This window comes from Mesorhizobium sp. WSM4884, assembly GCF_029625675.1.
Taxonomy (GTDB): domain Bacteria; phylum Pseudomonadota; class Alphaproteobacteria; order Rhizobiales; family Rhizobiaceae; genus Mesorhizobium.
The window spans coordinates 13966-35491 of sequence record NZ_JARTVO010000016.1; the positions used below are offsets into that span (position 1 = coordinate 13966).

24 protein-coding genes are annotated in these 21526 nt (G+C 64.3%); 17 read left to right on the plus strand and 7 right to left on the minus strand.

The features are described from left to right. Positions 1–7: 7 nt before the first annotated feature. The 8 genes from P9236_RS22430 (at position 8) to P9236_RS22465 (ending at position 8104) form a co-directional block, all read left to right on the plus strand. Positions 8–442 carry a hypothetical protein gene (locus P9236_RS22430; RefSeq protein WP_278076743.1) on the plus strand — a complete coding sequence of 145 codons (435 nt, stop codon included), beginning with the start codon at positions 8–10 and terminating at the stop codon, positions 440–442. A gap of 234 nt (positions 443–676) precedes the next feature. After that, positions 677–2248, plus strand: coding sequence for an HD domain-containing phosphohydrolase (locus P9236_RS22435; RefSeq protein WP_278076744.1), 1572 nt, complete (start codon positions 677–679; stop codon positions 2246–2248). 91 nt (positions 2249–2339) lie between these two features. Continuing rightward, positions 2340–2612, plus strand: coding sequence for a hypothetical protein (locus P9236_RS22440; RefSeq protein ID WP_278076745.1), 273 nt, complete (start codon positions 2340–2342; stop codon positions 2610–2612). A gap of 99 nt (positions 2613–2711) precedes the next feature. Beyond that, a complete protein-coding gene (locus P9236_RS22445; protein ID WP_278076746.1) occupies positions 2712–3845 on the plus strand; it encodes a substrate-binding protein in 1134 nt (377 codons plus the stop codon). A gap of 252 nt (positions 3846–4097) precedes the next feature. Beyond that, complete coding sequence (locus tag P9236_RS22450; RefSeq protein ID WP_278076747.1) at positions 4098–4976, plus strand: ABC transporter permease; 879 nt, start codon at positions 4098–4100, stop codon at positions 4974–4976. Then, entirely contained in the window at positions 4973–5815 is an 843-nt protein-coding gene (locus P9236_RS22455; protein WP_278076748.1) for an ABC transporter permease, read from the plus strand. The genes P9236_RS22450 and P9236_RS22455 overlap by 4 nt, the downstream gene beginning before the upstream one ends. Next, positions 5812–6954 carry an extracellular solute-binding protein gene (locus P9236_RS22460; protein ID WP_278076749.1) on the plus strand — a complete coding sequence of 381 codons (1143 nt, stop codon included), beginning with the start codon at positions 5812–5814 and terminating at the stop codon, positions 6952–6954. The genes P9236_RS22455 and P9236_RS22460 overlap by 4 nt, the downstream gene beginning before the upstream one ends. Continuing rightward, the gene (locus P9236_RS22465) at positions 6947–8104 is read left to right on the plus strand and encodes an ABC transporter ATP-binding protein (protein ID WP_278076750.1); all 1158 of its coding nucleotides are present in this window, start codon (positions 6947–6949) and stop codon (positions 8102–8104) included. Before P9236_RS22460 ends, P9236_RS22465 begins: the two co-directional genes overlap by 8 nt. 85 nt (positions 8105–8189) lie before the next feature. Here P9236_RS22465 and P9236_RS22470 read toward each other — a convergent pair whose 3' ends face one another. Then, on the minus strand, positions 8190–9167 hold the full coding sequence (locus P9236_RS22470; RefSeq protein WP_278076751.1) for a GlxA family transcriptional regulator: 978 nt from the start codon (positions 9165–9167) through the stop codon (positions 8190–8192). Positions 9168–9353: 186 nt separating this feature from the next. On the opposite strand from P9236_RS22470, the gene P9236_RS22475 reads away from it, so the two are divergent. The 5 genes from P9236_RS22475 to P9236_RS22495 all read left to right on the plus strand — a co-directional run bounded on the left by P9236_RS22475 (position 9354) and on the right by P9236_RS22495 (position 11487). Continuing rightward, positions 9354–9563, plus strand: a complete 210-nt coding sequence (locus P9236_RS22475; protein WP_278076752.1) for a hypothetical protein — start codon at positions 9354–9356, stop codon at positions 9561–9563. Between the two features lie 39 nt (positions 9564–9602). Further along, positions 9603–9887, plus strand: coding sequence for a hypothetical protein (locus P9236_RS22480; protein ID WP_278076753.1), 285 nt, complete (start codon positions 9603–9605; stop codon positions 9885–9887). A 175-nt stretch (positions 9888–10062) separates the two neighbouring features. Continuing rightward, the gene (locus tag P9236_RS22485; protein WP_278076754.1) at positions 10063–10404 is read left to right on the plus strand and encodes a hypothetical protein; all 342 of its coding nucleotides are present in this window, start codon (positions 10063–10065) and stop codon (positions 10402–10404) included. Continuing rightward, the gene (locus P9236_RS22490; RefSeq protein ID WP_278076755.1) at positions 10401–10646 is read left to right on the plus strand and encodes a hypothetical protein; all 246 of its coding nucleotides are present in this window, start codon (positions 10401–10403) and stop codon (positions 10644–10646) included. The genes P9236_RS22485 and P9236_RS22490 overlap by 4 nt, the downstream gene beginning before the upstream one ends. A gap of 301 nt (positions 10647–10947) precedes the next feature. Further along, a complete protein-coding gene (locus P9236_RS22495) occupies positions 10948–11487 on the plus strand; it encodes a DUF1629 domain-containing protein (RefSeq protein WP_278076756.1) in 540 nt (179 codons plus the stop codon). A 47-nt stretch (positions 11488–11534) separates the two neighbouring features. On the opposite strand, the gene P9236_RS22500 is transcribed toward P9236_RS22495, so the two are convergent. The 5 genes from P9236_RS22500 to P9236_RS22520 all read right to left on the minus strand — a co-directional run bounded on the left by P9236_RS22500 (position 11535) and on the right by P9236_RS22520 (position 17296). Beyond that, positions 11535–12494 (minus strand): DMT family transporter, encoded by a 960-nt coding sequence (locus tag P9236_RS22500; protein WP_278076757.1) that lies wholly within the window; start codon positions 12492–12494, stop codon positions 11535–11537. A 208-nt stretch (positions 12495–12702) separates the two neighbouring features. Next, the gene (locus P9236_RS22505; protein ID WP_278076758.1) at positions 12703–12984 is read right to left on the minus strand and encodes a hypothetical protein; all 282 of its coding nucleotides are present in this window, start codon (positions 12982–12984) and stop codon (positions 12703–12705) included. Positions 12985–13206: 222 nt separating this feature from the next. Next, on the minus strand, positions 13207–14358 hold the full coding sequence (locus P9236_RS22510; protein WP_278076759.1) for an FAD-dependent oxidoreductase: 1152 nt from the start codon (positions 14356–14358) through the stop codon (positions 13207–13209). A gap of 24 nt (positions 14359–14382) precedes the next feature. After that, entirely contained in the window at positions 14383–15702 is a 1320-nt protein-coding gene (locus P9236_RS22515; RefSeq protein ID WP_278076760.1) for an aspartate aminotransferase family protein, read from the minus strand. Positions 15703–15805: 103 nt separating this feature from the next. Next, positions 15806–17296, minus strand: coding sequence for a winged helix-turn-helix domain-containing protein (locus tag P9236_RS22520; RefSeq protein WP_278076761.1), 1491 nt, complete (start codon positions 17294–17296; stop codon positions 15806–15808). A gap of 175 nt (positions 17297–17471) precedes the next feature. Here P9236_RS22520 and P9236_RS22525 point away from each other — a divergent pair, with 175 nt between their 5' ends. Both P9236_RS22525 and P9236_RS22530 read left to right on the plus strand, forming a co-directional pair. Then, positions 17472–18188 carry a class I SAM-dependent methyltransferase gene (locus P9236_RS22525; RefSeq protein WP_278076762.1) on the plus strand — a complete coding sequence of 239 codons (717 nt, stop codon included), beginning with the start codon at positions 17472–17474 and terminating at the stop codon, positions 18186–18188. 202 nt (positions 18189–18390) lie between these two features. Then, positions 18391–19539 carry an amidohydrolase gene (locus P9236_RS22530; RefSeq protein ID WP_278076763.1) on the plus strand — a complete coding sequence of 383 codons (1149 nt, stop codon included), beginning with the start codon at positions 18391–18393 and terminating at the stop codon, positions 19537–19539. 15 nt (positions 19540–19554) lie between these two features. Here the strand turns inward: P9236_RS22530 and P9236_RS22535 are convergent, their stop codons facing one another. Beyond that, complete coding sequence (locus tag P9236_RS22535; protein ID WP_278076764.1) at positions 19555–19848, minus strand: DUF982 domain-containing protein; 294 nt, start codon at positions 19846–19848, stop codon at positions 19555–19557. Between the two features lie 601 nt (positions 19849–20449). On the opposite strand from P9236_RS22535, the gene P9236_RS22540 reads away from it, so the two are divergent. Continuing rightward, positions 20450–20851 (plus strand): VanZ family protein, encoded by a 402-nt coding sequence (locus P9236_RS22540; RefSeq protein ID WP_278076766.1) that lies wholly within the window; start codon positions 20450–20452, stop codon positions 20849–20851. Positions 20852–20948: 97 nt separating this feature from the next. Continuing rightward, complete coding sequence (locus tag P9236_RS22545; protein ID WP_278076767.1) at positions 20949–21518, plus strand: DNA-3-methyladenine glycosylase; 570 nt, start codon at positions 20949–20951, stop codon at positions 21516–21518. Positions 21519–21526 lie beyond the last annotated feature (8 nt).

The window sequence follows — 21526 nt, forward strand, 5'->3', positions numbered from 1 at the left end:
TTTCATCATGTCCAGATTTCGTTCAATCGCGGTTGCGGTCATCGCGGCCGCGGGAATTGGCTTTGCCAGTGCCGCGCACGCCGACACCGGTTCGATCCGCTTCTCCGTCTACAAGGCGGCCTTCTTCATCGGCGGCGCCGGCGGCGAAGGCACGCTGACCTTCCATGGTCGCAACTATCCGATCTCGATCGGCGGCATCTCGGGCGGCCTCGCCTTCGGCGCCTCCAAGACTTATTTCCGCGGCACCGTGCGCCATATTCGCCGCGCCCGGGACGTGACGGGAGTGTACGGCGCGGCGGGCGGCGGCGGCGCGCTCGGCAGAGGGGCCCAGGTCATCGTCATGACCAATGACAAGGGCGCCCAACTCGAGCTCACGGGCCGGCAGGTCGGCCTGCAGGTCAACGCGGATCTCAGCGGCATGAGCATAGGGCTGAAGAAATAGGGCTCCGATGCTCGCAGGTCTCCGGATGGGCGCGATTTGCTGAATTCGGCGATTGCGCCCTTCCAGGAAAGCGCCCCCACGGAATGCGGTTTGGAAGAACCGCACATCGCCCTCTATCCGAGCGTAGGCGTAGGCGTCGGCTCGCGAACCCGCATGCAGAATTCGCGTTTTTCCTGAAATTGCTCTAGGTATCGGCGGCGCGCAGGGCTAGCATGGGCCCGTTGTGGATGCGCGATGACTGGGGTCTCGATACGCCGCGCGGACTTCATGATGGTCCTTGCCTATGCCTCGGACCTCGCCACCGGCCATTCACGCGATTTCGCGCTGAGATCCTGTGTGGTCGCGATGCGGATCGCCGAGCTTGCCGGCGTTTCGGAACCGGTTCGGCGCAATGCCTATCATCTGTCCATGCTGCGCTATGTCGGCTGCAATGCCGATACCGATCTTTTGTCGGCCACCTTCGGCGACGAGATCGCGCTTCGCCGGGATCTCGTCGGCCTCGACATGGGCAACCGCGCGGAGCTGGGCAGAGTGTTCGCGCAGGCCTTCAAGCGATACTATTACGACCTCGAGCCTGACGCGCAGGCCAAGGCGATCGAGGCCGCGATGGCGCAGGCGTTCCCGGTGGCCCGCCCGGTGCTTATCGCGCACTGCGAGGTCGCGCAGCGGATCGGCGAGCGGCTCGGCATGTCCGAGGACATCCGGCGCAATCTCGGGCAGATCTACGAGCGCTGGGACGGCAAGGGCCTGCCGCGCGGCTTGAGCGGCGAGGACGTCCTGCCGGCCGTGCGCCTGATCACGCTGGCACAGGATGCGATCGCGCTCAGCGAAGCAGCCGGCATCGACGGGATGGCCGAGACCATCGCCGGCCGCGCCGATGGCCCGTACGAAGCGGATCTGGCCCGGCTCGTCGCAGCCAACGCGGCAGTGCTGATGGAAGGCATCGGCGCGAGCGTCGACCGCGAGACGATCCTGGCGCTGGAGCCCGATCCGCCGGTGACGCTGGACGAGGCGGCCTGCGACGAGGCCTTCCTCGCCATCGCCGACATGATCGACATGCGCATGCCCTTCACGCAGGGCCATTCGCGGATGGTTTCGGAGCTGGCCGCGGGCGCGGGCAAACGGATCGGGCTGCCCGATCCCGACGTGCGCTGGCTGCGCTGGTCGGGGTGCATCCACGACATCGGCGAGCTCGTGGTGCCGGTGGCGACCTGGATGCGCAACGGCCCGCTGTCGGTGCGCGAGCGCGACGCGGCGCAGCTGCACGCCTATTACGGCGAGCGGGCGCTGGCTTCCTTCGGCCGCGACGGCGAGGCGATGGGCGCCATGGTGCTGCGCCATCACGAGCGCCTGGACGGCTCGGGATATCACCGCAAGGTCGGCGGCTCCGACCTCTCTCCGGCAGCCCGGATCCTGGCCGCCGCCGAAGCCTTCCAGACGTCGCGCGAGGAACGTCCGCACCGCAAGGCGCTGTCCAGCGAGGCGGCGGCGGCACGGTTGCGCGCGGCGGTTCGTGACGGCTGCATCTGCCCCGAGGCCGCCGAAGCCGTGTTGTCCGTCGCGGGGCAGCCATCGCGCCGGGCGCTGCCACGGGCGCTGGCCGGCATGACGCCGCGCGAGATCGAGGTGCTACGCCTGATCGCCGCCGGACTTACGGCGAAGGAAGCGGCCAGGACGTTGGATATCTCGCCCAAGACCGCCGACCACCATATCCAGGGCGTCTATGCCAAGATCGGCGTGACCACCCGCGCCGCCGCGGCGCTCTACGCGGTCGAGCATGGCCTTGTCCGGCCGGGTGAGACATAGGGAATCCACCCCATGCGCGCGGCTTCCGGGACGCGCATCGTGATCCTGTCGACGGACCAATGGTGGCCGCGACCGACAGGAGGAACTCAAGATGCTTCTCGCAACGACCAAGGTGGCCGACGTCGACCGCTTCATCCGCATCTTTTCGACCAAGGGCGCCGACAAGCGCCGGCTGCACGGCTCGAACGACGCAACCGTGTTCCGCGACCCGAGCGAAGCCGACCGAGTCTGGGCGATCTTCGACTGGGACGCCGAGGGCTGGAAGAACTTCGTGTCGGATCCGGAGGTGCCGGCGATCCTGCAGGAAGCCGGCCATGTCGGCAAGCCGCAGGCGGCGCTGCTGCTCGGGCATTTCGAGGCCTGACGTCCGCGCGGCGCCTGCCGGCCCGGTTGGCGGCACGCCGAAAGCGCCTCGGAAGCCGGGGCGCCACAAACTCAAACGCACCGAAACGGGAGAAAAAAGATGGATCCGAAACCAATCAAGATCGGCCTGATCGCCGAACTCACCGGCCCATTGTCTTTCGCGGGCATCGCCAATGCGAACCTGACAACCATGCTTGTCGACGACATCAACGCCAAAGGCGGCCTGCTCGGCCGGCCGGTGGCGCTCGTCATCGAGGACGGCGAAACCGTCGAAAGCGTCGCCAAGGCAAAGGCCGCCAAGCTGATCGACGCGGACAAGGTCGACGTCGTCATCGGCGGCATCTACAGCTCGACCCGCCAGGCCATCAAGAGCGAGGCGGTCACGCGAGGCCGCACGCTCTACATCTATCCCGAGCAGTATGAGGGGCAGGAAAACGATCCCCTGATCTTCTGCACGGGCCCGGTGCCCGCGCAGCAGGTCGAGCCGCTGATCCCGTGGCTCATCCAAGGCACCGGGGCGAAGAGGTTCTATCTGCCGTCGGCCGACTACATCTGGCCGCACCTGCTGAACAGGGCCGCGAGCCGGATGGTGCGCGCCAATGGCGGCGAGATCGTCGGCGAGGAGTATTTTCCGCTCGACACCGTCGACTTCCGGCGGACGGTGCGGCAGATCATGGCGAGCGGCACAGACGTGGTTTTCAACACCATCGTTCCGCCGGGCCTGACGCCCTTCCTCGAAGAACTGCACAAGGCCGGCTTCGGCAAACGCGGCGGCAAGATCGTCTGCACCTATTTCGACGAGAACTTCTTCAACCTGGTGCCGCCCGAGCAGATCGAGGGCCTCTACAGTTGCCTCGACTACTATCAGGAACTCGAGGACCCGTTCGGTCGCGCGCTGCTGCGCCGCTACAGCGAACGCTTCCCCGGCAGCGCCATGCTCACCGCGGGCAGTGGGTGCACCGGCCACTACCGGGCGATCAAGATGTGGGAAGCGGCGGTGAACGAGGCGGGCACGGTCGAGCGCGACGCCGTCATCCGAGCGCTCGACCACGCCTGCATCAGTGAAGGACCGGGCGGGCCGGCCGAAATGATCCCCGGCCAGCATCATGTGCGGATGAACATGTATATCGCTCAAGCGCAAGGCGGCCGCTTCCGGGTCGTGAAGAACCTCGGCCCGATCGATCCCAACGAACAAGTGATTGGCGATGAATTGCTGGTGGCCGGTGCCGGGTGACCTGGCGGTGATTTTCCAAGCGGCGGGGGCGGCTGGATGGTTGCCCCCCGCCCTTCACCAAGAACGGTTCCGCCAGCACTCATGAGGACCTGTCGGCTCCCGCCTCTGCTTGCATGGCACTCACGACGCAATCGCAACAGCCTGATCGATCTCTGGCTCAATCACCGCCTGTAGACATCGCGCCATCAATCACCCAATCTGGCCCGCGGGAACAAGAAGCGCTTCGAAGAAAGCGCGGACCTTCGGGTGCGCATGAAAAATAGATGGACCTTGTATGATCCACGGCTGGCCTGGATGCTGATCGCGCCGGTGCTGTTGCTGCTGATCTTCTTCCTGGTGTTGCCAATCGCCGTGATGGCTGCCTACACCTTCTTCACCTTCGTCACCGCCGGCGTGGAAACCAGCCAGCTCACGAGCGCCAACTGGCACGAATTCCTCACCGACAGCTACTATCACGGCTTCCTCTTGAAGACGCTGAGGGTCGGCGCCATCACCGCCCTGCTCTGCGGCGTGCTCGGTTATTTTCCGGCCTATTTCATCTGGGCCACCAGCTTCAAGCACAAGTGGCTGCTTTTGCTTCTGCTGATCGTGCCGTTCTGGATCAGCTTCACCATCCGCACCTTTTCCTGGATCAACATCCTGGGCGAACAGGGCGTCATCAACGTCGCGCTCTTGAAACTGGGCATCATCAGCGAGCCGCTGCCGATGCTCTACACCGAGGGCGCGGTGATCATGGGGCTGCTGCACTTCCTGCTGCCCTACATGATCCTCAACGTCTATGTCAGCCTGGAAAGCATCGACCGCACGCTGATTTCGGCGGCCCGTTCGATGGGCTGCACCAGCGCGCAGGCGTTCCGCGAGGTCACGCTGCCGCTCTCCCTGCCAGGCCTCGGGGCAGGCCTGCTGCTCTGCTTCGTGCTGGCCGCCGGCAGCTATGTGACGCCGCAGCTTCTGGGCTCGGGCCGCGACGCGCTGTTCGGCAATCTGATCTACGACACCATCATGGGCGAGCTGAACTGGCCGATGGGCGCCACGCTTTCCATCGTGCTGTTCGTCGTGCTCGGCTTCTTCGCCGCCATCTACACCCGCTACATGGGCATGTCGCAGATCGTGAAAGGATTGGGCGGATGAAAGCGGCACGGCCGAACCAGGAAGGCAAATGGGCCTGGCGGCTGACCGGCTTCGTCACCTTGTGCGTCTACATCTTCATGTTCGCGCCGATCGCGGCGACCGTGATCCTGTCGTTCAACGCCTCGATGTTCGGTGGCTTTCCGATGACGGGTTTTTCCTTGCAATGGTACGGCAAGCTGATGGCCAACGAGGCGGTGCTGGCCGCGTTCCGCACGTCGCTGTGGATCGCCCTGGTGACGGCGGTCGCCACTACGGCGATCGGCGTCGTCACCTCCTTCGCGCTGGTGCGCTTCGAGTTCCCCGGCAAGCAGACGCTGAGCACACTGGTGATCCTGCCGGCGCTGGTGCCTGAAACCATTCTGGGCGTCGGGCTGCTGGTGCTGATCAAGGCGGTCGACCAGCCGCGGACGCTGCTTCTGCTGGTGCTCGGCCATATCCTGCTTGCCGTGCCCTATGTGGTGCTGATCACCCAGGCGCGCATGGTCGGCATCCGGCGCGTCTATGAGGAGGCGGCGCTCTCGCTCGGCGCCTCGCGCTTCTCGTCCTTCCGCGAGATCACGCTACCGCTGCTCATCCCGGCGGTCGTAGCGGGCGCGCTGCTGGCCTTCACCATCTCATTCGACAACACCTCGGCCAGCCTGTTCTGGCGGCCGGCCGGCATCGAGACCATGCCGACGCAGATCCTGTCGATGCTGAAAATCTCGATCAGCCCGGAGATCAATGCGCTGGGCACGGTCATGATCCTGGTGACCGTCGGCATTCCGCTGATCGGCGGCGTGCTCATGCAGAGCCTGACCAGATTGAAAAGACGAGGCGAACCAAAGGAGGAAGCACGATGAAACTATCCACCACCAAGCGGCTGGAACGGCTGCACGATAGATATGTCAACGGCGATCTCAGCCGCCGCACTTTCCTGAGCCTGACCGCGGCCGCCGCGGCCTCGGCCGGCCTTTCCATGCCGTGGATGAGCCGTGCGCTCGCCGCGGTCGAGCAGGTCCGCTTCGATGGCTGGGGCGGAACGGTGCAGGACGCGATCGACAAATACGCCTTCCAGCCCTACACGGCCAAGACCAAGATCAAGGTGGTCCAGGGCACGTTCGGCGACGAGAACGAGATCATCACCAAGATCAAGACGGCGAAGCCCGGCGACTTCCAGATCGTGCATTCGTCCGGCGTCAACTACTACATCAAATACATCAACGCCGGCATGAACTCGGAGATCAACGAGGCCAACATTCCCAACATGGCGAATGTGCTGCAGCCGATGATCGAGCCGTTCCGCAAGCTGACGCCGAAACTCTCGGCCGTGCCCTACGACTACGGCACCACCGGCATCGCCTACAACACCAAGGTGATCTCGCCCGAGGAAGCGAAGGAGAAGGGTGCTGCCCTGCTGCTCGACAAGAAATATGCCGGCAAGGTCGGCGGCTATGCCGACATGACGACGCGCGTCTGGTACGCGGCCCTGGCCACCGGGCAGGACCCGAACAACATCAAGGACATGGACACGATCTGGGCCAAGGTGCGCGAGACGCGCGACCTCGCCAAGAAGTTCTGGAGCTCCGGCGCCGAGCTGATGGACCTGCTCTCCAAGGGCGAGATCGTGGTGACCGATGCCTGGTCGGGCCGCGTCGCCGCGCTGCAGGATCAGGGCCATCCGATCGGCTATCTCGATCCGGCCGGCTCCTACGCCTGGATGGAGGACATGCTGATCCTGAAAGGCTCGCCGATGGCCGAGTGCGAGGAACTGATCAATTTCATGCTCGATCCGGCGACCTCGATCGCGGTTGCCGAGGGCCAGAGTTATCCGCCCTCGCTCGACCCGACCAAGGTCAAGCTCACCGAGAAGATCGAGAAGCTGCCGGCCTTCGACAAGACCGGCTCGATGAAGGCGCTGACCTTCGCCGATCCGGTCTACTGGGCGACCAACGAGGATGCCTGGACCAAGCAGTGGGACAGGATCGCGAAAGGTGCCTGACCGAAGCGAAGCCTCACTCAGCCCCCGGCCGGCCTCGGCCGGGGCACCCTCCTCCGGCGCGGCCTCCGGCACGAGCACCGAGAAGCCGGCGGTCGAGTTCCGCGACATCGACATCGCCTATGGCAAGTTCGTCGCGGTGCGCGACTTCTCGCTGTCGATCCGCAAGGGCAGCTTCGTCACGCTGCTCGGGCCGTCGGGCTGCGGCAAGACGACGATCCTGCGCTCCATCGCCGGGCTGGTCGACATTTCGGGCGGCCAGATCATGATCGACGGGCGGCGCGTCGACGACGTGCCGATCTACCAGCGCAATATCGGGCTGGTGTTCCAGAGCTACGCGCTGTTCCCGCACAAGACCGTGTTCGACAATGTCGCCTTCGGCCTGAAATACCGCAACGTGCCGAAGCCGCAGATCGTGCGCAAGGTGGGCCAGGCGCTCGACATGGTGCGGCTGCCGGGCAGCGAGAAGAAATTGCCGTCGCAATTGTCGGGCGGCCAGCAGCAGCGCATCGCGCTGGCGCGGGCCATCGTCTTCGAGCCGCAGGTGCTTTTGCTCGACGAGCCGCTGTCGGCGCTCGACGCCAACATGCGCGAGGAGATGCGCGTCGAGATCAAGAAGATCCAGAAGGCGACCGGCATCACCGCCATCTTCGTCACGCACGACCAGGAGGAAGCGCTCTCCATGTCGGATCGCATCGTGGTGATGAACGCCGGCGCGGTCGAGCAGATCGGCACGCCGGAGGAGGTCTATGAGCGGCCCGCCACCGCCTTCGTCGCCGATTTCCTCGGCAAGGCCAACATGCTTGCCGGCACCGTCAGAAAGTCCGATCGCACGACGACTGTCACGCTTGCCGCCGGCCAGACGGTCGATGTGACGTCGCCACGGCCGCTGGCGCCCGGCAGCAAGGTCACCGTCGTGGTGCGGCCGCAAAAGCTGTCGGTCGGCGCAGGCGCAAACCGGCTGTCCGGCCGCGTCGTCTCGACCTCCTATCTCGGCGGCAGCGCCATCTACGAGATCGATATCGGCGGTACGAACGTCCGTGCGAACACGTCGATCAATGGCCGCATTGTCCGGGAAGGCGAGCCGATCGAGATCGGCTTCGATCCGGGCGGCTGCGTTCTGCTCGACGAGAGCGGGCGGCGGATTTCGTAGAGTATGATGATGTTCAGGTGACGCCGGCCTGACCTGACCCTCAACACACCCTGGGACGCCGCGCGTCGCGCCGCTTGCAGAAGCATCATTTCGCCGCTTGAGCAGCCAAGCGGCTGGGATGCCTGAGATGGGTCGGCGTGATGCCCGTGTGCTGGCGGAACACCCGGCTGAAATGCCCGGCGTTTTCGAAGCCGCATCTGTAGGCGATGTCCCCGACCGCCAAGTCGCTGCCTTCCAGCAGCGACTTGGCGTAATGCACCCGCAGCGCCAGATAGGCGGCCATCGGGCTGGTGCCCAGCTCGGTCGCGAAAAGACGCTCGAGCTGGCGCCGCGAGCAATTCAGACGGCTGGCGATCTCGGTGACCGACACCTTCTCCTGAAGGTTGCTTTCCATCAAGAGCAAGGCCCGCTTGACCGAACGGCTCGCGGCTTCAGGAAACAGGTCGCCCACGGGCTGCACGTCCGTGATGTTGCGGATGCGATCCAGCACCAGGATCTTGGCGGCCTTCTCCGCCGCCTTCTGGCCGATGAACTGCGACACGAAATAACCGGCGAGGTCCGCCGCGCCGGTGCCGCCGGCGCATGTCGCGCGACCGCGGTCGACGGAAAACAAACTGTCCGCATGCGCGTTCACGTCGGGGAACTGGGCGCGAAAATCCTTGATGTGGAACCAGCTGACGGCGGCGCTGTAGCCGTCCAGCAAGCCGTAGCGGGCCAGCACGAAGCTTCCCGTGCACAGCGCGGTTATGGGTACGCCCTTTTCGGCGGCCCGCAAAAGGAAGGCCTCCTTTTCGGCGCTCAGATTGCGGTTGGTGTCGAGCAGGCCGCCGACCACGACGACGTTGTCGAAATCCTCCGGATTGCCGACCGCCTTGGTCGGCAGCAATTCGACGCCGCAGCTCGCCCTGATCGGCAGGCCGCGCTCACCGACGATCTGCCAGTCGAACTCCACCCTGCGGCTGCGATCGCCTTCGTCGCCAGCCAGGCGCAGCGTGTCGATGAAAAGCGACAGCGGCGACAAGGTGAAGTCGCGCACCAGGAGAAACGCAAACTTCTTGGCCATTGGTTTCCGTGACCGTCACACGTGTTATCCGGCGCTCATTCCGCGAGGACACTATCCTGGAGCGCTGGTTGACGCGTTTATCAAAAGCGGCACTGGATTTCTCCGAATATTTTGATCGTCGTTGCCTGCCTCGCGATTCCAAGGCACTCCCTCGACAGGACAGTTCGCTCCTGCCAGGGTGCGCGCATGGAAACTCTTGGTCCTACCGAACTCAGGCTGATGCAAGGCCTGGCGCACTGGTACGACGACGTCGCGGCCGGCGTCGACCTGCTGCTGACGGTGCAATCGGCGGATCTACAGGCGCAAACAATCGTTGCCGCGCATGGTTATGCCTTCAATGCCGAGGCGGGTTCGGACGACGGAATACCTGTTGGTTACCGCCACCAAAGCCAATGACTGGCGGAACGATTTCCGACGTTTGCGCTTTCTGGGTGCATGGCTGCGATACCGCCGATCGAACCTCCCTTGCTTTCAGAAGATAGCCCCGATCGCGCCGTCAACTGCGAGGTCGCCCTCGAGCCCGCGTTTCAGGCGTTGGTGAAGGCCTGCGTTCTTAAAGGTTGGTCGACGCAGGAAGTCGCGGAAACGCTGCTCAAGCTTGCAACGGAACATGCAGAGACGATTGTGGGGCGGCAAAGAGTGGCCGCGCGATTATACCGCTGGCGCGTCAGCAGCTTGGTGGACATGTACGTTAGCCAATTCCTTGGCAAATTTAGGTGAATGGCCCATCGGCCAGCGGCCAAATGGCGCCGCTAAGGGCACTCCGGCGGAGGCCCCAGACACAATTCAGAAACACACCAGAAAAACTCCAGAAATCGTTCAGGCGTAGAATTGACTGGAGAGGGTCGTTCGTCGGCTGCAGCACTGCAGCACTTGTTCGGATTGGCGGCAAGCGATGCAATGGTTCTCGATCCGCTTGATGGGCGCGTTGCTCGGCATTTCGCTCGTTACCGGCCCGGTGGAAGCCGGCGCGGCAAAGGTCGCCACGACCCGGACCGAGCGCTGCACCAATCTCAGCCGCCAAGTTGACGAGGCCCTCGAAACCCATGCCGCGTCAACGCAGGTCGCCGCGGCGAAAGCACTTCAAAGAAAGGGAAACCGGTTCTGCGCCAACAAGAAGCAGGCACAGGGAATCCGGATGTTCGCAAACGCTCTGAAGCTGCTTGGCGTGACACCGGTCGATCCCGATGCGGTGCCCGCTAAAACCGACCTGCATGCCAAGGAGAAAAAGCCATGAGAAAGTCCCTCCTCTCCGCCCTCGGCCTCGCCGTTGCGCTCGCCTTCTCCGTGCCGGCAATCGGCAACGCCGCCGCCACGACGACCGCTCCGGCCGCTTCGACCACGACCGCCGCTCCGGCGAAGACCGCTCCGAAGAAGGTCTCCACCAAGAAGGCCTGCAAGCCGACCAAGACGCACAAGTGCCCGGTGAAGCACAAGAAGCACGCCGCGAAGACTGCTGCGCCCAAGAAAGCCTATTAAGCTCCGCTGTGTGCTGTGTAATGAAAGGCCGTCCAACTGTACTACCTGGGACGGCCTTTTTCTCCTGGAATTTCGGAAGCGCGCACCCACCAAGTGCCAATCCGTCATGGCGACACCGGAGGATCGTTCGCTCGGCGCGCCTAATGTGCGGCATCCACGTGACGACTGGATGAAATCTTGCCGGCGCATGCCGAGGGCCCGCAACATGTATTCGGGCGACTTTCGGCCCTTGACCCCGACCTGCCGCAGAATCAAGGTCGGGCGGCAGCGCCCGGGCGCCAAAATGGGAGAACAACGAACAATGACGACCATCTATGAGTTCGCTGTCATGGAGGGTCAGGAATGGGTGCTCCCGGTCGATGAAGGCTATTTCGACTTTTTCTTCGGTCTGGATGGCAGATCGTTGGGCGACTGGGAGCCGCCCCTCATGCGGCGCGTGTCGGGCGGCGACCCCGTCTATTCCGACTTCCCCTGGCTCGGCGAGCACGCGCCGCTTCTGCGCGAGCCGGCCGTCGATGTACTGGCGGCGTCGCTGCGTCCCTACGGCGAGTTGATCCCGTTGCGCGGCGAGAAGGTCTGGCTCTTCAACGTCACCAACGTGATCGATGCGCTGGACCGAGAGCGGTCAAAGATCATCTATTTCGACGACGGCGACATCCTCGCGATCGAGCGCTACGCGTTCGCCGCGGACAAGATCGGTACCGCCGAGGTGTTCAAGCTGCCGATGCGGGCGTCGCCGGTGTTCGTCAATGATGCGTTCGTCGATCGGGTTCGGAACGCTGGGCTGCGGGCGGTGGCGTTCAAGCCAAGATGGACATCGGACGGAAGCATCGGGGATTGAACGATCCTCGGCATGAGCCCACCGCGCCGCTATCGGAGAACCGCGGCCTATGCGACGTGATCCGGGCTCGGCTTGGGCTTGATTACCGTGGCAAGCACGATGCCCACGACAATGAAGGCGGCGCCGAGCAGATCGTAGTCGTGCAAGCTCTCGCCGAGCAGCAGATAGGCGAGGATGGCGACGAACAGCGTCTGCAGATAGAGCAGCATGCTCGCCCGGCTGGCGCCGAGCGTTTCCACGCTGCGGTTGTAGAGATAGTACATCAGGGCGCCGCCGGGGCCGGCCAGATAGGCGAGCGCAAACCAGCCATGAAGGTTCAAGGCGGAGCGTTCGTCGTTGAACAGTTCCCACAGATGGAGAGGCAGGGCGACCAGCGCGCCGGCGCCGAGCAGGAGCACGACCAGCGGTAACAATTCGATGCCGAATTTGGACCGGCGCACGAGCACGGTGTAGAGCGCCCAGCAGAAGGCGCTGCCGACGATCCACAATTCGCCGAGGTTGAACTTGAGCTGCACCAGCGCCGTCAGGTCGCCACGCGCGACGATGACCAGCATGCCGGCCAGCGCCGCCAGCGCGCCGAACGCCTGCCACAACCCCAGCGGCTCGCCGAGCACGAAACGCGCGAGCACCATCGTCATGACCGGAGACAGCGCCATGATGATGCCTGCCGTGGTCGCGCCGGTGTCGGCCAGGCCGCGGTAGATCATGCCCTGGCAGAGCGTGAGCCCGATCGCGCCGACGACGACGATCTCCAGCGGCCGCGATTTTAGCAGCGCCAGCATCTCGCCGTGGTGGCGGTGCACGATCGGCAGCAGAATGGCGCAGGCGAGCGCAAGCCGCCAGAAGCAGAGCCCCCAGGGCGGCATTTCCGGCGCCACCCATTTGGCCGCGATATAGACGCCGGCCGACAGAAGCCAGCACAGCACGGCGGCCGGATAGCCGGAGAGCGAAGGTATCGACGCGATCGCGGGCTGCTCCGCCGGATGAGCTATCGGCACTGCCTGCATGTCACCCCCCGTCGATGAATGTCAGCCAAGGACGCGGCCGAAGTATAACATCAGGCGTGACGGCTTAATACGTCTCCGATCTCCGGATGCTTTCCCGCACACGTTGTTCAATTGTGGATCAGCCGACATGAGCTTGTGGCCGGAAGCAACAACGACAATTGTCCGCGTTGCGCGATGCCGCGATTTGATTGAGCGGGTCTGGTCCGGATCAGTGCGGCGTGCCGTCGGACAGGTGCAGAAGCTCCCAGGTCAAGTTGACGCGACCGCGGAACCGCGATGCGAATTGTTTGGCCTCGACGTTCTCCAGGCCATCATCGACGAGAGCCTCGATGCTTCGTTCCATCAAGGCGAGCTGCATCGCCCTGGCGTGCGCCGCGTCGGTTTCTCTCATGATCGCGGTGACGTGGTAGGCAACGACGGGCTGGCCGAGGCAAGACACAAGCTTGCCGGCCTCGGACGTGGCTTGAGTGACTGCTTCTTCGATCTGCATTTGGCGCTCCTCATCAAAGCCGATGACGGCACCTCCCCGGGGAGACGACGGTGGTCCGTCGCTTCTTTTTAACGTGAGTCGCGCTGACGACTCGCGGCCACGCTCACTATCCTCCAGAACCCTATTGAAGGCCACCGGATAGTTAACTGATGGTTAACACGAAGGCTCGCATCTTAAGCGTCGGCACGGGATGCCGGCGCCCCGACGCGCCTGACACATCCCTCAATTGACAGCGATGTTGCGTCCTGCCGACGGCAGCAGGCTCTCCGTGCCGGGCGCGGAAACCGGCCCGCCGTGAAGAACCCAGTCGGCCGCGATCTGCCCGATCACCGGGGCCAGTTGGATGCCATAGCCGCCGGCGCCCGCGGCGGTCACCAGGCTTGGCTCGGACGCATCGATCGGGCCGACGAAAGGGCGATGGTCGGCGGTCACCGGGTAAAGCCCCGCCCAGCCGCGGCCAAGCCGCGCGCTGGGCAATTCGGGCAGCCGCTCGAGCAGGAGTTCCGCCAGCCTGACCTTCGACTGTTCCTCGCATTGGTCGTTGTAATCGTCGGGGTCCTCCGGCGCGGACGAGTCCACCTTGTGGATCTCGGCAATCAGTTCGGTGCGCTTCTCGTGGCGGAAATTGAGCCCGCTTCCCTCGCCGTTCACGAGATCCATGACCATCGGCATCGTGTAATCGAGCGGCTCGTCGAGATGGACGACGACCGCTTCATGACGCTCGGGCCAAATGTGCAGGCGCTGGCCGAAGAGCTCGGCAACCTGGGGCGCCCAGGCTCCGCCCGCATTGACCACGACATCGCACTCGACCGGATCGCCGCCGGTCTCCAGCGTGTAGCCGCCCGGCCGCCGCTTTACTCCGATCAGCTTGCGATACTGGCGGATTTCGCCGCCCTGGTCGCGGACCATCCGCGCCAGGAAATCGCACATCTCGTGAGGATCGAGGAAGCCATTGTCGGGTCCGAACAGCCCGCCCTCCAGCCCATCCGGGCTGATATGAGGAACCAGTTGCTTGAGTTCGTTCGCACGATAGAGGCGCGACCGCAGGCCGGCCTCTGCCTGGATTTCCGCCGACTTCGCAAACAGCTCCATCTGCTTCTGCGTCCTTGCCAACCGCAGATAGCCGATATGGTTAAAGCCGAGCCCCTGGCTCTCCCATTGGCGGAAACGGCGCAGCGAATGAACGCGAAGCATGATCTCGAACGGATCGGTGAATTGCGATCCGACCACGCCGACCGCCCTGCCGCTCGACCCGGAAGCGATCGACTGGCCTTCAAGCACCGTCACGCGCGCGCCCTGTTCGACCAGGTGGAGCGCCGAGCACAAACCCAACGTGCCCGCGCCGATCACCACGACATGAGGAGAAGCTGTCATCCACGGTCCTCCTGGCGGTTCGTCTCAGAACTGCCGGGCGATGTCGCCCAGCGTCTCGTCGATCGCCTGCAGAATGGCTCGAGCGTCCTCCTCGGTCATGGGCGTCGACAGCGCGAACAGGCCATAGCTGGCGGACAGGACGCCGCGGCCGAGCAGGCCCTTGTGAAAGGCATCGAGCTTCCGGCGCTCGGACTGGCCGGGATAGACGGACCTGTAATCCGTGACGGGATGGCCCGTGAAATGGACCTTGAACAGCGACCCCAGGCCGACGCATTGGCCGGCAAGACCATGCTTGTCGAATGAGGCGGCGACCCCGTCGCGCAGCAGCGTCCCGAGACGATCGAGCTGGGCAAAGCTTTCCGTGGTCAGCGCCCGCATCGCGGCAAGCCCGGCGCGCATCGTCACGGGGTTGGCGGTAAATGTGCCGCCATGCGGAAGAGCGGGCTTGCCCCGGGTCGGGTCGAACACCGCCATGATGTCGGCCCGGCCGCCGACGGCGCCTACCGGGAATCCCCCGCCGATGATCTTGCCGAGCGCGGTCAGGTCGGGCGTGATGTCCCACAAGCCTTGCGCGCCCGACCAGCCGAGGCGGAACGAGATCACCTCGTCGAAGATGACAAGGGCGCCCGCCGCGTGGGCGATCTCGACCATGGCGCGCAGGTAGTCCTGACGCGCCGGGATCAGCCCGGCGCGGTTCGGCATGGGATCGATCAGCACGCCGGCGATCGTTTCGCCCTGAGCGGCGAAGACCGCGCGCAAGGCCTCGACGTCGTTGAAGGGCACGGCGATCACGTCGTCCAGCACCCCGCGCGGCGTGCCCCTCGCATAGGGCGTCGAATTCGGCAGGTCGCCCCAGTTGGTGGGAGAACTGTCCAGGCTGACTTCGGCGAAGTCGTAGGAGCCGTGATAGGCGCCCTCGATCTTGACGATCCTGGGTCGCCCGGTGAAGGCGCGCGCGGCCTTGATGGCCATCATCACGCCCTCGGTTCCCGAGTTGGCAAAGCGGATCTGGTCGACCGAGGGCAGCCGCCCGACCAAGAGTTCGGCAAGCTCGATCTCGCTGACCGTCGGCGCGCCGAAGGCCGTGCCGAACGGCAGCTGATCAACCACCGCCGCCGCGACATCCGGCTGCGTGTAGCCATGGATCATGGCCGTGAAATTGTTGATGCAGTCGTAGTAGACGTTGCCGTCCACGTCCCAGACCCTGCAGCCCTCGCCTCTCGCGGCATAGATCGGAAAAGGATCGACGAAGACAGTGGTGCGCGTATTGCCGCCCGGCATCACCTTTTTGGCGCGCTCGAACAGGCTCTTCGATATAGGCATGTCGTCTGGATAGTGCGGCATGGCTCGATCGTATGGCTTCGTTGGCGTTGTGTGCAATCGGCCAGGCGGAGCATGCAACGCGACCACAGCGGCGCTGGTGCGGAGTACCCAATTGATGCCAAGGCTACGATAACCCCGCCATGCGAAGGCCGCTGATATAGAGCGCGCGCTTCTCGGGTTTGACGATAGGGTGGTGCTCTTCGACCCAGCCCACCGAGAGGTTCGGCTGTAGCCGCAGGGCCTCCTTCAAAGCGGTGGCGGCGGTGGCGACATCGCCGGCAAGGGCAGCAGTCGCCGCATAAGTTCGCCAAGCGGTGCCGAAAGCCGGCCGAAGCTGCACAGCCCGGCGCTCCAGATCGGCCGCCACATCGAACCGTCCCGCGGTAAAGTGGCAGATGCCCATGGTGGAAAAGATCGCCGCCTGAATGAAATCCCGCGGGCTGAGCCGCGCGGCAATCGCCAAGTGATGCAAGCCATCCTCCGCCATGTCGCCATAGCCATAGGTGGAACCCAGAATGCAGTGCGCGAGCGAGAGACCCGGATTGCGTTCGATCGCCTCCAGCAATTCGTCTACCGCCGAGCGAAAATTTCGCGACACCATGTGAACATAGCCGGCCGAAAGATGCGCCCAGGGATCGTCCTGATCCCTCACGACCGCCGCTTGTGCCCTCGCCAACGCGGCGGCCAACAGCTCACGGGGTTTCGGCGTCAAGCCAAGTGCTGCCCGCGCGCCGGTCGTCCAGGCAAGAAGGCTGTTGGCGCGGGCGTAATCGGGATCGATTTCAAGCGCCTTGACGAGCAGACCCTCGGCCATGTCGAGGTCTTTCTCGGATCCCCACGTCCAGACATGGGGCATGGCCTTCATTACAAAGCCCCAGGCGTCGAGCCTCTCGGCGGGACGGCTATGCAGGCGCAGACGCTCGGCTTCGTAAAGCTGGGGCTCGATCGAAGCCATCACCTTGTGCGTGATCTGGTCCTGCAACGCCAGGAAATCGCCGCTCTCGACATCGAAGCGTTCCGCCCACACCTGCGTACCCGCGCTGGCATCGCTCAGCGTCGCCGTGATCCTCAGAGCCTGACCGGACTGGCGCACGCTGCCCTGCAGGACGTAGCGGACTTTCAGTTCGCGGCGCAGGCGATCGAGCTCGATGTGTTGCGGGTCATAGGCGAAGGAAGAGCTCCGGTCACGCACATGCAGACCCCGCAACCGCGACAGGCCGGTGATGATGTCCTCCGACAGACCGTCGGCGAAGTAGGACTTTTCGGGATCGTCGCCGATCAGGCGAAAGCGGGTCACCGCGATCGACGGCCCCTCGTCCGCTTCGGTCGCATCGTTTCGCGTATCGCTTGCCTCAAGCCGCACCTCGCCGCTCAGCCGGTAGCCCACGCGCGCGACCGACAGGATCGAATGCGAGGCGTCGGGCCCCTCGCCCAGGACCTTGCGCAAGGCGGCAATCTGCACCGACAGGTTGCCTTCCTCGACCGCCAGCCCGTTCCAGGCTGCATCGAGCAGTTCATCCTTGCCGACCACGGCTCCGGCCGAGCGCAACAGGCGCTCCAGAAGCAGCATGGCCCGATAGCCTACCGAAATCGGCACTCCGCGTCGGTAAAGCATTCCCGCTCCCGCATCGAGCAAGAAGGGACCAAAACTGTAGCGTCGCGCCTCCATGAGCTCACGCTAATGCAACAAGGCTTTTTTTGGAAGTTTTCGGAAGTTTTAGCACCTCGGTCCGCTACATTTAGCGGCCCGCATTTCACCTTGATTGCTCCAGACCGAGAGGAGCGATCCCATGACCGCCGCCACAAAAATCGAAGTTGCCGTGACCCCCTCCGCCCTGTTCCAAGAGATGTGGGGCATCTATCGCAAGGTTTTGGACAACAACTACCTGTTTCACCGTGAAGCCTATGCGGTGCTTCGCCAGTTGCTGCAAAGCCAACGCCCCGGCTTCACTTTCCTGGACATTGCGTGCGGAGACGCCTCGTTCAGCGCGGCTGCCTTGGAGGGCTTGCCCGTCGGTCGCTATGTCGGCATCGACCTGTCGCCGACAGCGCTCAACGAGGCGACTGTCAATATCGCCGGTCTGTCATGTGCGGCCGAACTGCGGCGCGGTGATTTCGTAGAGTGGCTGACCGCCTCTGAGGAGGCTGTCGATGTCGCCTGGGTCGGCCTGTCCTTGCACCATTTACCTTTCGACAAGAAAATCGAGGTGATGCATCAGTTGCGGCGCCTTGTCGGCCCATCAGGGGCGCTCCTGATCTACGAGAATACATGCAAAATGTGGGAGAGCCGGGCCGGCTGGATGAGACGATGGGAACGGCAGCGCAGAGATTTTTCAGCGCTCAGCAGCCTCGAATGGCTGCTGCTCGCCACCCACGTGCATAGCATGGACCACCCTGAGACGGCGTCTTCCTGGCGGAATGTTGGCCAGCGGGCCGGCTTCCGCGAGGTGCGGGAGCACTACAGAAGTCCTTCGAACCTGTTCCGGTTGTTCAGCTTCAAGGGTTAGCGGCTGACAACGTCATCGCGTCGAGGAACCAAGCTCGGCGAACTCACACACAACCTGAAGCGGTGCGAGCGGGGCGTCGCATCATCGAGCTGCGACGTCAGGGAAATCGCCGATGGACTATTTGAATTGATTGGCGTGGCACGGCACGAGCAAAACCCTATTGTGTTGGGGTGAGCTGCAATTCAAACGGAGCGCCAAACCCATGACCCTGACCAATCGAGATCTCGTCGAGCTGACGGAATGGCGGCGCAAGCTGCACCGGCAGCCGGAGATTTCCAACGAGGAAGAGAAGACGGCACGCGAGGTCGTCGATTTCCTCGCCGATACCGGGCCGGACAAGGTGCTGACCGGGCTGGGCGGCCACGGCGTGGCAGCGGTCTATGACAGCGGTGAAGCCGGACCGACGGTGCTGTTCCGCTCGGAGCTCGACGCGTTGCCGATCCACGAGCTTTCGGGCGTGGCGCATTCATCGCAGGTGCCGGGCAAGTCGCATATGTGCGGCCATGACGGACACACCGCGATCCTTGCCGCGCTCGGCCGCCAGCTTGGGCGCCAGAGGCCGGCGCGGGGCCGCGTGGTGCTGATGTTCCAGCCGGCGGAGGAGACCGGCAATGGTGCGGCCGGCGTCGTCGCCGACCCACGCTTTTCCGAGATCCAGCCTGACTTCGCCTTCTCGCTGCACAATCTTCCGGGCGTGCCCTTCGGCGAAGTGCGCATCAAGCCCGGCGTGGTGAACTGCGCCTCGCGCGGCATGCGGATCGTGCTCGAGGGCAAGACCGCGCATTCCTCCATGCCGGAAACCGGCGTGTCGCCTATGCTGGCGGTGAGCGAGCTGATGCCGCAGCTTCCGGCGCTCGGGCGCGGCACTTTCGCCGACGACGATTTCGGCATGATCACCGTCACCCATTGCACTATGGGCGAGGCGGTGTTCGGCATTGCGCCCGGCCATGCCGAGGTGTGGGCGACGCTGCGCACCCGCCGCGACGAGCGCATGGCGGAGCTGGTCGCCGCCGCGGAGGCGCTGGCGGCGAAGATCGCCGCCCGACACGGCCTTTCCGCCCGTCATGACTACCACGAGATTTTCGTCGCCAGCGTCAACGCGCCGGAGGCGGTGGAGCATCTGAACCGGGCGCTGGACGAGGAAGGTGTTTCACGCGGCGAGGAAGCCCTGCCGATGCGCGCCTCGGAGGATTTCGGCATCTTCGGCCACAACGCCAAGTCGGCGATGTTCTTCCTCGGCGCCGGCGAGCGTCACCCTTCGCTCCACAATCCCGACTACGATTTTCCGGACGACCTGATCCCGATCGGCTCGCGGATCTTCATGCGCACGGCGCGCAATCTGCTGGGCTGAGCGGCTTGAAGGAGGTCAGTTCACGGACGCGCTGAACCGATCCGGCTGTTCGTCGGCGGTTTCCAGCGCGTCCGGCGCAAGGATGCCTTGAGCCTGGGCGAAGGCTTCGAAGGCAAGCCGCGCCGATTCCACATCGGCCTTGCCAGCCAGGGCGGACCGGCAGGCGTCGGATGTGGCTGCATGGATCGACGTGCGGCTGCCCGACCACTCGTCCAGAACCTGACAGGCTTCCATCACGGACGATATCTCGTATGGGAAGCCAAGCCCGACAAACACGTGAATTGGATGGGAAAAGGATCCGACCTTCATCGCTAACCCTGCCGTCGTGGACGCGAGACTTGTCTTGGCAAGCCAAAGCGCGTCGCGCGGAAACGGATTTACGCGCTGCGCTCAAGTTTTATTTGGTGCATGTCGTTCTCCCAAAACCGCTGCGCACTTTTGGGCGACATGCATAGTCACCGGGAGGCCCGACTGCCTGGAGGCCAGAAAATAAAGCCGAGCAGTCGGGCCGAGGACCATTGCTGGCCCTCAGAAAATGCCTCACGTCAAATCTACTCTTCAAGTCAGCCAATCGGCGGTCGGATATAACCGAACGAGGTGTGAGCCACGCTTGCGCTTCACCCCGCGGGAGAAATTGCGCAATGAAAATGCCCGCCGGCCGGAGCCGGCGGGCATTGCCCCCTACCCCAAGAATAGGTCGCCCTGTACCAGGCTTCCGCCGGATGGTCCGCCCAATGGATGATCCAGCATTCCTACGCCATGAAGACTACGCCTGTCGGGGGAAAAGTGCTGTAACCCCGCGGCAACAGCACGGGGGATTCGCAGGCTCCGCATTGCGATTCAGCGCGTCACGCGCCGCCCCGTCGCGCACATATATTGTTATGTCGGCTTACCGCCTGTATGAGCGGGGATGATTTCGATCTCCCGCCTTGCCGCGCTCGTCCTGCTCGCGGCGATTACGTTCGCCACGCTTTCGCCTATCGAGATGCGGCCGCACCTGGGCGACGCGAACGTTGAACGCGCCCTGGCCTATATCCTGTTCGGCCTTGCCCTGACCTTCGGCTTCCCCGCCCGCCTTGTGCAGACGATGCTGTTCGTCTGCGCCGTGGCAGGCGTGCTGGAGCTGCTTCAGGTGATCGATCCCGGCCGGCATGCCCGACTGCAAGATGGCCTCCTGAAAGCAGCGGCCGGTCTCATTGGGATAGGGCTGGGAAGGCTCATCCTTGCAGCCGCGAAGAGGGCCGCCGCGCGCCGCAATCCAGGCAACCGCGATCGCCCTCTAAGCCCCACTCGATCGGGACACCCCACTTGATCGAGATAATTGTCGGCCGTGTTCAGTGTTTCCGGCGAGCGGGCGATCGACCGGTGCCGCGGGATGATCGTGGCCTGTCCGCCCAGCGTTGATCGCCATGCCGCCTAGAGCCGGTTCCGATGCGCTGCGCGACTTCTTTGCCCGCGATGCAACTTTGGTGGCGCGTGCATTGATCGGGGCGCGGCTCGGGCTCGCCGGCGTCGGCGGCATCATCGTCGAGACCGAGGCCTATCGGCCCGACGATCCGGCCTCGCACAGCTATCGCGGCCGCACGCCGCGCAACGCGCCGATGTATGGCGCTCCCGGCAGCGCCTATGTCTACCGCTCCTACGGCCTGCACTGGTGCCTGAACGCGGTGTGCCTGCCCGGCAGCGCGGTGCTCATCCGCGCGATCCAGCCGCAATCCGGCATCACCGCCATGCGCGCCAGGCGCGGAACCGACGACGACCGGCTGCTGTGCTCCGGTCCGGGCAAGCTCTGCCAGGCGCTCGGTATCGGCGCCTCGCATAACGGGCGCTCCATGACCGCGCCGCCCTTCGAATTTGCCCGGCCCGAGACCGATCCGGCCGCGATCGTCACAGGGCGCAGGATCGGCATCACGAAGGGCGTGGAGATGGAGTGGCGGTTCGGCCTCGGCGGGTCACCCTATCTCAGCCGCAGGTTCTGAGCCGGTTT